Below are 10,980 nucleotides of genomic sequence, written 5' to 3' on the forward strand. Positions count from 1 at the left end.
ACGAACAGAAATATGAGCAAGAACCAACAATACGCCGAGCAATATGCCGATTTTGCGATGGAGCAGATGCGCAAATATGGCATTCCTGCCTCTGTTACCTTGGCACAAGGCATATTGGAGAGCAGTAACGGGCAGAGCTGTCTTGCCTTGAACGAGAATAACCACTTCGGAATCAAAGCTACTCCCGGATGGATAGCGAATGGTGGCAAGTACGGATTATACACCGATGACAAGCCTGACGAGAAATTTTGCAGCTATGACAGCGTGGGTGATTCATACGAACATCACTCCAAGTTCTTGATAGAGAACAAGCGATATGACGGATGCTTTGCACTGGCTCCCGATGATTATAAGGGTTGGACGGAAGGGCTTGCCAAAGCCGGATATGCCAGTGGCGGCAATTATGCCCAAAGTTTACAGAAAATCATCGAAACAAACGGATTGCAAAAGTACGACCAAATCGTAATGGCAGAAATGAAAGCACAGGGACTGGAGATTGGTCAAGAAAAGAATGCCAATGCAAATGGGAAAGCATATTCATTTCCTGTAGGGCGTGAGGAATTTCTGTTTGTCACCTCTCCATTTGGTATGCGTACCGACCCGATGGACCCAACCAAGCAACAGATGCACAAGGGCATTGACATCCGTTGTAAAGGGGATGCGATACTGGCAACCGAGAACAATGGCAAGGTGGTGGCTGTCAACCACAATGCCAATACTCCCGGAGGAAAGTCCGTCACCATTGAATACAAAAGGGATGACGGAAGCAGGGTGCAGAACACCTATATGCACCTGTCTTCTGTCGATGTCAAGGCAGGCGATGTTGTTCAAGCCGGGCAAAAAATCGGAATATCCGGCAACACAGGCACACGCACCACAGGTGAGCATCTGCATTTCGGGGTGACACAGATTTCGTCCGATGGGCAGAAACGGGATATAGACCCGGCAGTATATCTTGCGGAGATTGCAGAAAAAGGCAATATCAAGCTGCAAGCCTTGCATAACGGCAATGACCTGTTGGCAAAGTACAAGACCAGTCCTTCCCTCGTAACACAGGAGGGCAAGATTCAAAATCCTGAAGACTGGATGAAAAAGCTGCTCTCTTCGGAGGATAGCGGCGTAGGCTTATCTGGAACTAACGACCCGATCATGGATATGGTAGTCAAAGCCTTTTCATCGCTGATGATGTTGGCGGTGGTAATTGACAGCAAGGGCGAAGAGGAGCAGATAAGCACCATATCTAAAATGGCCGATGAACGGAAAGTGGACTTGACTCCGTTATTGCCACATATGAGAACCTGCGCTCTTGTGGTTGGGGACAACAACAAAGCCATCTTGCAGGCAGACAATGGTACGATACAAATCTCACGAGAATTGAGTGCCAGCGAGCTGAGCCGCTTATCCCTCACTTTGAATGATCCGAAACTATCGGAAGAAAGCAAGCGTATGCGTGTAGCCGGAATGGTCAATGCCATGGTGTTGTCTCAACAGGCTTCGCAAAACTTCGAGCAAGAAATGTCGAAACAACAAAGCCGGGAAGAACAAATCAAAAGATAATGAAAAGCGTGATGATGGAAATAGGATTGTTGTTTATCGGGCTGTCCATGGCAGGACTGCACACCTTTGTATGCTACAAGCTGTTCGGCTTGGTAGCGACACTCGTGATTGTAGGGGTGCAGATTATCATTGCCTTGGGTATAGTCTGGATTAAAATCCGTGCGCCCGACTAAGAAAGCCGTATATAAGCAGGTAGTTCACATTTAACAGGATATTCTGGTCAAATGGTCTTGGTAAAATAAAACTACAGGCAATATGATAAAATGTAACGTAACAGTGGGTGGTACAATCAGCCGAGTGGCGACTGTGCGCACTAACAATGAAGGTAAAGTTTTTACGGCTTTTGCCGTAAATTGTGTAATACCAGCCAAAAGCGGCATCAACAAAACGGTTGAAATCTCTATCGCCAAAGATGGGGAGGACAACGAATTGAAGAATTATGCCATAGGGCAAAGAATAAATGTGTCAGGTACGTTGACTTTCAAGAAACGTGGAGACAATCTTTATTTCAATCTTTCGGCATCGGATGTCGGTCTTTCAGCTTCAAACGAAGATTCAATTAAAGGCGAAATGCACTTCAGGGGAAAGACCGGCAAACACATTGAAGAGAAAACCGACAAAAAAGGCAAGGATTTCTTGCAGTTTTCAGGCTTCTCCACCGAGAAAGTCAATGACGGCTTCGAATACCTGTGGGTACGGTTCTTTGGCTTTGATTGCAAGCGTGAGGAATGGTTGCAACCGCAGACCGGCATTGAGGTCAAAGGTGGAATGGAACTGTCCGTTTACAACGACAAGCTGAACATTGCCTGCAAAATATCGGAAATGTCAGAATATGTGAAACCCGCGTATAATTCCAATAACTGACAGGTATGGCCGGTTATAAAAAATATAACAATGACGGTCCTTCCGCAGAAGACAAAGCTCTTGACCTTTTTGCGGACATGATGATAGAACGTATTGAGACCATCAGCAAGGACTGGTCGAAGCCGTGGATCACCGAGGGCAGCCTGGGATGGCCGAAGAACCTGTCCGGACGTGAGTATAACGGGATGAATGCCCTGATGTTGCTTCTCCATTGTGAGAGGAACGGCTACAAGATTCCTCGTTTCTGCACCTTTGACTGCGTGCAGCGGTTGAACAAGCCGACTGAAAAGCAGGCTAAAGAGGGCGTGGAACTGCCGAGGGTATCTGTAAACCGTGGTGAAAAATCATTCCCGGTAATGCTTACCACATTTACCTGCATCCATAAAGAGAGCAAAGAGAAGATAAAGTACGATGACTATAAAATGCTCTCTGATGAAGAGAAGAAGATGTACAATGTCTATCCGAAGATGCAGGTGTTCAGGGTATTCAATGTTCAACAAACCAATCTTCAGGAAGCCCGTCCGGAACTTTGGAACAAGTTGACGAATAGGGATACCATAAAATTGGATGAAGGCGATAAAATGTCTTTTGAGCCGATGGATGTGATGATCCGAGATAACCGCTGGATCTGTCCCATCAAGCCGATGCACCAGGACAAAGCCTACTTCTCCATTAGAAAAAATGAGATTGTGGTTCCTGAAAAAGCACAATTCAAGGATGGGGAATCCTACTACGGCACGCTTTGGCATGAGATGACCCATAGTACTGGCATCGAGGGACAGCTTGACCGCATCAAGCCTGCCGCCTTCGGTTCAAATGAGTACGCCCGTGAGGAACTGGTGGCTGAATTAGGCAGCGCACTGGTGGCACAGCGTTACGGCATGAGCAAGGCTCTGAAAGAAGAGAGTTGCGCCTATCTGAAATCATGGCTGGAGCAACTGAAAGAATCTCCGCAATTTATCAAGACCACGCTTCTGGATGTAAAAAAGGCGAGTTCGCTGGTGACACAGAACATTGACAAGATAGCGCAGGAATTAGACCGGAAAAACAGGGTACAACAGGATAACGTGCAACGGAGTGAGACCAGACAATCCACCCCACAAGAAAAAATGTTCTATTCTTCCGTTGCTTACCTGCAATCCACTGATGACACCTCACGATTGGATGAGTTCCGGAACAAGGGAGATTATGAAGGGTTGCTCCGGCTTGCCAAGGAGTATTATGACGGTAACGGAATCAACGAGCAATACACCTTTACCTCTCCACTTCAGAACAAGGGTGATGACCTGCTCGTGGAAGATAAAGATTTTGCCGTGGTCTATAACAACAGTGTTAGCGGTTCTTACGAAGTGATGCTGAAATACTCTGAACAGGAAATCCGTGACCACATCAATCGATATGGAATCCGGTTGGCAAGCGATGATATAAAAGGTGTAGCCAAAGACATGGTAGCCGAACAGTTTTTGGCAATGACGAAGCAACGCACACCTGTTTTTGAGATGCCGTGCGGAGACATTCTCTACACGGGATATAACAGGGAAACCGACACGCTTGATGTCGGAACGGCTACCAATGCAGGTCTTGCTGTCAGACACAGTTTCCTATACGACCACGATTCTTCCCTTGAGTGCAATCTTCAATCTGTCTATACGGAATTAAACCGGATGGAGCAATATAAAAAGGAAGAAATGGAATACAGCGGTGGTATGCACCGATGATTATTAAAAACTGTCAACCTGTTCAGCCGTAGGGAGGATAACTCTCTACGGCTGATTGGATTTACTCCTATGTATCAAGGTAGTCTTTCCAATTTTCATCATCAATGGTCAGATTGTCCATTTCCCAGTCAAATTCCAATGTGGGAGCATTGGTATATGGAAAATAGATGGAATAACCGATTTGTCCGTAAGAACAATGAAGCGGTATCACGCATATTTCCCTGCCAAAGTAAAGCCTTGGGGTACAATATTTCCGCCAGTCAAAACGGTCTGCAAGGATATTCCTGCATAACCTGTTGTAATATGATTTGTCCGATAAGGTCATAGTCTCAGCCATTAGATAAATTCAACTTCAAGGGCTTGTAGCAATTCGTATATCTGTTCTTCTGCATCTTCCATATCCGCTACAATATCCTTGATATGATAAGGTGCGCCATTCTTGCCATGCCCATCATTGCCAATCCATAGATAGGCTTCATAATCGGGGTCAAAGCCCTCGTAATACTCTTTTATACCGGCTATGAGGTTGTCAATATCCCCGCCATGCATATCTGCATTGAAAAGAAAATCCTGTCCGTATTTGGTGAAGCGTTGGAACTCGAATAATACATTTGATTGGCTCTTATCATCAATGCTCACGCTCCAGCCTTTTTCCCGGGCAATGTCCTTTATTCTCTGTGTCTGTTCTTTGGCAGTCATCTTATGAGAGTTTTGCGTGGGGAAACTTTTTACATTTCCCCACAAGTTGGTTTAATCAGTTACTTGAAAATAATACTCCTGCTTTTCGTCCGACCATTCAGAAGTCATTTCGTCCGCTTCTCTCCATAGCTTATCGTAGAGAATGGCTTTCTGCCTATCTCTCTCGTGCCACTGCCATATCTTGTGATTAAGGACAAGGCAGAGTTCCGTCCAATACTTGTAGTTGTCTTTCCATTCGGATTTGGCTCGCCTGTATGTGTCAGTGATGGCATTGTTACCGAACTTGTCGGCGATAGAGAAATCCTGCCAAAAAGAGGTCATCGGCTCGTAGCCGTTCAACTCTGTTATGTTCCACTTTGGGATGGTGATTTGAAGTGTCTGCATACCTGTTACTGTTTATGGTTTTCGTAATATTCTTCGGGTAAATGATAAAGGTTGTTTTCTGCCAAATGGTCAATGGTTTCCGCTGCCAGACGGCACGCCCACTCGTTGCGCTGGTCATACTTGCCTTTATGCCAGTTTTCCGCCAGTTGCTCCATAAAGTAGAACATCAGTTTGGCTTTTTCGTTGACCAAATAACGGTGGTCATCCGCCAATGCCTTACCGACCTTTCGGGGTGAAGCCATTTTTCCGTTCACATAGTTTGAGAACTCGTCCGCAAAGCGTTTGTCGTTCTCCGACAGTTGATTGTTGTACTCCATTTCTTAATAAATTTGATGTTAAACTTTTTTCTTTCCCCTTTGCTTGGAAGCCTTCCGACTTCGCCACCGGGATCTGTTTTATGTGCATTAAAGACAGCGCAAACAGGGAAATAAGACAAGTGAACAAACAGGGAGTTAATGAAATACCACTAATGGCACATTCGTGGAAAGTTGTCGTTAATTCCACTGAATTGTTAGCGAAGCGGTACTTGGCATTCTCCCGGCGCAGTACCTTTGCACGATAAAACAAGACCTTGTGGCGTGGGAGTCGGCTCAAAGGAGGATATTCCAAAAGGTTACAATGGGCGGTTTGGCGGATAAAACTGTATCGGGCTTTAAGTGGTTCTAAAAGTGGTACGAGTGGACATACAAGTGGACATATATTATATCGCATTAATTTATAACGGTTTACGCATTACCTTTTAGTGGTAAAATTAAAATTGCAAACGCTACGGCAATCAGAGGGCAGCCGTAGCCGGACTTAAAGCCACCTGTTACAATATAATCATAACAAGTGGCTGGCAAAAAGGACAAAGCGGATTATGCTGTCATCCGCTTACGGATTTTTCGTGCGTTTTTCTGTACAAGCTGTATGATGCGGTCGTGATATTCCGTGTTTCGGTTACAAAGCCCTCTTGATTGCAGGACTTTGAAAGTATCAAGCGACAATTCTACGGTCTCAATGCGTTTGTTGTCTATCCGTGCCGAGAAAACCAATGAGTTGGGTTTGAGGTAATATTCGCATTGTCCTACGCAATGGTGCAGTGCGTTTCCCTCTTTGTAATAATCATCCACGCTCTCCAATACGCTGACCACAATCAAGCCGTCCGTGAATGACAATCCGAAGAATTTGCTTTTCAATTCTCTGAAACGCTCTTCATTCTCCAACGCCTTTTTTCTTTGGGCTTCACGTCTTTCCCTCTCTTGGATAATTCTCTCCCGTTCTTGGTAGCGGTCGTGTTCTGCTTTCAAGTCCAAAGGGCAGACATAATAGGCATTGTGAATATCCTTGCCACATCTTTCAAGCAAGCGAATGTAATCTATCCAAAGGGAAATATCTGATATATGGTAGTGGTTACGCATAACAATCTTGTATGTGTTCCAATATAAATCGAAATACATAGGATGTTGCAGGAAATAGTCCAAGTCCCTTTTCCGACCTGCCTTGAACATCGTTTCGGCTCTGCTGTCTTTCAGCAAGGATTTCATCAGTTCCATTGGCTCAATATCTGACAAAGAGCCTTTCAATCCGTTGCGCCTTAACTTATCTGTGGCTGAATAATATGGATAGACCTTGCAATCGGCAATCCGCCTGTAAACATAGTTATCGTTACGCAATTCCAGACAATTGTCAAAGACAAAACTGTCTTGATAATAGCCGATTGTGCGCCTTAACGCTGTCACTTCCGTCCTGCCGTTTTCATCCAACCAATAGCGGACTATTTCCATAGAATAATACTCCGCTTTCTTCCCCTTGCGGTAATCAGCCGTCAAAAGGAACACTCTCTGAACCTGCAATCCGTCTTGGGTCGTGAGAATGGAATAATATGACTTGTCTCTATATTTCCGCTGTAAGGTGTCGCATATCTCCAATCTTGTACCGCAACGGGGGCAATGGCAGTTCTTTGTTTTGGTCTCATTCCATTGATGTCCACAATCCATACAGGTGGTCATACCGCTTTTGGTGCGGAACGCATAGTGGCTCAGGCAGTGCCGGAACGCCCACAACTGCTGTTTCTCTGTCAGTGGCAGCAACCGCCTATTGGCGGCTACTACCTTATGCTGTAATCTCGTCTTTGCTCTCATAATCCTAAATCAAAGAGTGATGGCTGTTCGGGTTCTTGTCTGACCGCTTTCGGTGTGGGTTTGGGTCTGCTGTTGCGCTGTTGGATTTTGCGCAGTTCCTCGTCCTGATAGGCTTTGAGTGCCTTTTCCCTTGCTTTGGCTTGTTCTTCGGGAGTGAGTTCCACCCTGTGGTTGACTATCACACCGCAGTTGACAGCTTTGCCCACCTCGATATTGTCTTCATCATAATAGTGGGTGCAGAGCGAATACACCTCGTCATCGGTCATACCACAACCACCCTCTTTGCATATCGCCATTACTTGATTGAGTACGAATGTTATACAATCGTCCAAATTCTTGTTCTCTTTGGCATACGACACGGCAAAAAGTTCGTCTGTCTTGCCTCTTTCGTCCAGATATGCCTTTATGGTCTGCTTGAATTGTTCTGTTCCTTTCATCTGATTGTTATTTTGCTTGATAATAAATATTGGGTTCACTTGATACATTGTAGATATACGCTCCACACTTTACCAGCAATGCCTGTTGTCCATAAAACAACCGTTTCATTCCTTTGATACTGCCTGTGCAGTGAAAGTTCGGAAACCTACTGATGTTACAGCGTTTCCCCTGTTCTTTGGTCATTCTTCTCGTCCTCATAAGTTTAGAAATGATAGTCAATAACTCCACCGATGTATAACAATGTTCCCGGCTCTAATTGGCTCGCCACACGCAGGAACTCATAGGATTGTTCGGCTGCTCCGTTGACGCACAACTCGTCCATATAGAATTGATAACCTGTATCAAGCGGATTTTTGAGGTATTTTTCAAGTTGGTACACTTCTCCAATCCACATCGTGCAGTTCTCTGTGGTGACGGCTTTTGCCTTTTCTTGCAGGGTTGCCACAAATTCCTCTTTCCATTTGTCCGCTCCTCCGTTGTATCGGATTGTGTCCTCTGAAACAAGGGTAAACATACCTTTGGGTAAGATATTGTTTATCAGGTTGTCAATATGAAACTTGCGTTCTTCCACATCAATTTCCGAACAATAATCGTAATAGTGTCCGTCTCCCTGTTCAAGAGTGCAGTCATTCAGGATGTTGTCCTTTAAGGGTCTCTCCTCTGTAATTTGAAAAATCTTGCTGTGCATAATATGTCCTTTTTAATCGTTTAACTCTTGTTTTTTCTTTTCCCTCATTTTAAAGCCTTTATCGGCTTTCTTGTCGGGTTCTGAATTTTACGTGCAACGAAGAGACTGCGGGAAAAGAGGGATAAGGCAAGTAAATGGCAGAGGAATTGATGAAATACCCAATTTCTACCTGTCGGAAATTGTGGAAAGTTGTTGTCAACTCCACAAAGCCTATTAGTGGAACGGTACTTGACGTTCTCTCGCCGCTGTAACTTTGCAAAGGAAAATAGAACCGACAAGTGAGCCGGAGAATTTCACAATTGGTACAATTGGCAGATGGATGGTAGTTATAAAATCGGATAAAGTATAACAAAATCGGCAAATATGACCAATATTTGCCATATTTGTTATGTTGTCCAGAATTTCCTCTATTGGAAATATAACAATATCGGCAAAATACATTGATATTTGCCAAATTTGTTATAACTTTGCGATGTAATTGAAGAACAACAATGAATGCTGTAAATCAGATAATAGATATTGCCAGAAAACAGAATGGGTTATTCACTCGAAAAGACCTGCTGAAAGTGGTGCGATCCGGTATGCAAAACATATCAGAAGGATCTCTTGTTGTGCTTTTGAATAGAATGCTTGCAGAAAACAGAATTATCAGAGTCTCATATGGAAAATACAAATTAAATGAAGATTTGAAACATAATTTTTTGTATGAGCCAAACGAATTTATGCTTTCACTCAACAGGCATATAAAAGAAAAATTCCCTTTCATAGGCTATTGTATATGGCAACCATCTATATTTGCTTCGATGATGTTACATGTACCTGCGGTAAGGACTACATTAGTAGATGTAGAAAGGGAGGCAATGGAACCTGTTTTTATGTCATTACAAGGCATAGAATCTGAAATCCCTATTTTCTTGAATCCGACCCAAGAAGATGTGACCCGATATATTACAAATCGTGATATAATCATTGTCCGCCCTCTTGTTAAAGAGGCTCCAATAGATATTATTGACGGCTGTCCTGTTCCTACACTGGAGAAAATGCTTGTCGATGCCATATCCGACAAAGAACTACAACATCTTCAAGGCAATGAATTATATACTATATATTCAAACGCGTTCTCTGATTACGAAATCAAAAAGTCACGGCTGTTGAGATATGCGGCACGCCGTAACCGAAAACAAAAAGTTGAACAAATTATCAATACAATCAATATATGATACACCCCGATAGTAGAACATTGTCTTGGATAGAACAAGTAGCCAAAGACAACAAGATAAAAGATATAACCCTCGTTGAAAAAACGATCCGTGCATTCTCATTGCTGGAAGCATTGGTTCGATCAGGTTGTCCTTTTTTATTCAAAGGAGGTTCTTCTCTTATGTTGCATCTTGATACAGGAAAACGTCTGTCAATTGATATAGACATAATATGCCCTCCAGGAACAAGGATTGAAGATTACCTTGAAAAGTATTCCGAAGAATACGGTTTTGGAGAGGTAAAATTGATAGAACGTATCTCCCGTACTGATGTTCCAAAACAACATGCCAAATTCTTTTATCAAGTAGCATATCCGGCAGGAGGATATCAGGACAAGATTCTGTTGGATGTATTATTCGAGGAGATTCATTATTCAAATGTAGTGGAACTTCCTATTCAAAGCCGTTTGCTAAAAACAGATGGAGATCCCATAATGGTCAAATTGCCAAGTAAAGAGGATTTGCTGGGTGACAAACTAACTGCATTTGCCCCTCACACGACAGGGATTCCATTTTTCAAAGGCGAAAAGAACTGTTCTATGGAAATCTGCAAACAGTTGTTTGACATTGCATCACTTTTTGATATAGTTAACGACTTGTCTATTACGGCAAAGACATTCAATAAGTTTGCAATGGTTGAACTTCAATACAGAGGTGAAAGTCCCGATGCAATTCGAAAAGTTTTGGATGATATTTATGATACGGCCAGATGTATAGTAATGCGCGGACAAGAAAGCCAGGAAGAATTTGAACTGATCCAAGATGGAATAAAAAAGGTACGCGGATTTATTCATAGTGAAGTCTATACCTTAGAAAGTGCTATCACAAACGCTTCAAAGGCAGCCTATCTTGCCAAACTTATTGGCAAAGGCATAAATGAAGTGAAGCATTATAATCCGTCCGAAGCAAATTTATTAGTAAATGTAACGATACAACCTCCATTATCGACCAAGTTGAACAAATTAAAGAAGACGAATGCGGAAGCGTTCTTCTATTGGAGTGAAATACAAAAGTTAGGATAATACGATTTATAATACAAGAGAGCCGATCCGTCACGGACAGGCTCTCGTTAAAAATGAAAAAGTTGTTTTCAACTATGAACAAAAAGACTTAACTAAAAAACGTCAAACTAAAATATAAACAGTACAAACACTCGGTAACTTTTGCAAAATCACCGAGTGTTTTTTATGTCCATGTATTGTTGCACTATGCTATGTTGAGCATAAGTTTAATCTCAAAAACAAATACTT

Annotated in this window: 14 protein-coding genes; 6 read left to right on the forward strand and 8 right to left on the reverse strand. The window is 43.1% G+C overall.

Translation table 11 applies throughout. The features are described from left to right. Nucleotides 1-12: 12 nt before the first annotated feature. The 4 genes from M3085_RS13085 (at nt 13) to M3085_RS13100 (ending at nt 4,139) form a co-directional block, all read left to right on the forward strand. On the forward strand, nt 13-1,557 hold the full coding sequence (locus M3085_RS13085; RefSeq protein WP_249053234.1) for a glucosaminidase domain-containing protein: 1,545 nt from the start codon (nt 13-15) through the stop codon (nt 1,555-1,557). A gap of 11 nt (nt 1,558-1,568) precedes the next feature. Next, complete coding sequence (locus M3085_RS13090) at nt 1,569-1,730, forward strand: hypothetical protein (RefSeq protein WP_187370434.1); 162 nt, start codon at nt 1,569-1,571, stop codon at nt 1,728-1,730. 82 nt (nt 1,731-1,812) lie between these two features. Further along, on the forward strand, nt 1,813-2,421 hold the full coding sequence (locus tag M3085_RS13095; protein WP_249053235.1) for a hypothetical protein: 609 nt from the start codon (nt 1,813-1,815) through the stop codon (nt 2,419-2,421). A gap of 5 nt (nt 2,422-2,426) precedes the next feature. After that, on the forward strand, nt 2,427-4,139 hold the full coding sequence (locus tag M3085_RS13100; protein WP_249053236.1) for a zincin-like metallopeptidase domain-containing protein: 1,713 nt from the start codon (nt 2,427-2,429) through the stop codon (nt 4,137-4,139). Nucleotides 4,140-4,206: 67 nt separating this feature from the next. Here the strand turns inward: M3085_RS13100 and M3085_RS13105 are convergent, their stop codons facing one another. From M3085_RS13105 to M3085_RS13140, 8 genes are all read right to left on the reverse strand, one after another. Further along, the gene (locus M3085_RS13105; RefSeq protein WP_249053246.1) at nt 4,207-4,464 is read right to left on the reverse strand and encodes a hypothetical protein; all 258 of its coding nucleotides are present in this window, start codon (nt 4,462-4,464) and stop codon (nt 4,207-4,209) included. An 11-nt stretch (nt 4,465-4,475) separates the two neighbouring features. Next, entirely contained in the window at nt 4,476-4,838 is a 363-nt protein-coding gene (locus tag M3085_RS13110) for a hypothetical protein (RefSeq protein WP_249053237.1), read from the reverse strand. A gap of 51 nt (nt 4,839-4,889) precedes the next feature. Next, on the reverse strand, nt 4,890-5,222 hold the full coding sequence (locus tag M3085_RS13115; protein WP_249053238.1) for a hypothetical protein: 333 nt from the start codon (nt 5,220-5,222) through the stop codon (nt 4,890-4,892). A gap of 5 nt (nt 5,223-5,227) precedes the next feature. Continuing rightward, complete coding sequence (locus M3085_RS13120) at nt 5,228-5,539, reverse strand: sulfide:quinone reductase (protein ID WP_249053239.1); 312 nt, start codon at nt 5,537-5,539, stop codon at nt 5,228-5,230. 540 nt (nt 5,540-6,079) lie between these two features. Continuing rightward, entirely contained in the window at nt 6,080-7,345 is a 1,266-nt protein-coding gene (locus M3085_RS13125; RefSeq protein ID WP_249053240.1) for a PcfJ domain-containing protein, read from the reverse strand. Then, nucleotides 7,342-7,782 (reverse strand): PcfK-like family protein, encoded by a 441-nt coding sequence (locus tag M3085_RS13130; protein ID WP_249053241.1) that lies wholly within the window; start codon nt 7,780-7,782, stop codon nt 7,342-7,344. Before M3085_RS13130 ends, M3085_RS13125 begins: the two co-directional genes overlap by 4 nt. 7 nt (nt 7,783-7,789) lie before the next feature. Beyond that, on the reverse strand, nt 7,790-7,981 hold the full coding sequence (locus M3085_RS13135; RefSeq protein WP_249053242.1) for a hypothetical protein: 192 nt from the start codon (nt 7,979-7,981) through the stop codon (nt 7,790-7,792). Nucleotides 7,982-7,985: 4 nt separating this feature from the next. After that, on the reverse strand, nt 7,986-8,471 hold the full coding sequence (locus tag M3085_RS13140; RefSeq protein WP_249053243.1) for a hypothetical protein: 486 nt from the start codon (nt 8,469-8,471) through the stop codon (nt 7,986-7,988). A gap of 491 nt (nt 8,472-8,962) precedes the next feature. On the opposite strand from M3085_RS13140, the gene M3085_RS13145 reads away from it, so the two are divergent. Both M3085_RS13145 and M3085_RS13150 read left to right on the forward strand, forming a co-directional pair. Further along, the gene (locus M3085_RS13145; RefSeq protein ID WP_249053244.1) at nt 8,963-9,691 is read left to right on the forward strand and encodes a type IV toxin-antitoxin system AbiEi family antitoxin domain-containing protein; all 729 of its coding nucleotides are present in this window, start codon (nt 8,963-8,965) and stop codon (nt 9,689-9,691) included. Further along, a complete protein-coding gene (locus tag M3085_RS13150; RefSeq protein WP_249053245.1) occupies nt 9,688-10,752 on the forward strand; it encodes a nucleotidyl transferase AbiEii/AbiGii toxin family protein in 1,065 nt (354 codons plus the stop codon). The genes M3085_RS13145 and M3085_RS13150 overlap by 4 nt, the downstream gene beginning before the upstream one ends. Nucleotides 10,753-10,980 lie beyond the last annotated feature (228 nt).

It is taken from the genome of Bacteroides caecicola, from assembly GCF_023337095.1.
Lineage (GTDB): Bacteria > Bacteroidota > Bacteroidia > Bacteroidales > Bacteroidaceae > Phocaeicola > Phocaeicola gallinarum.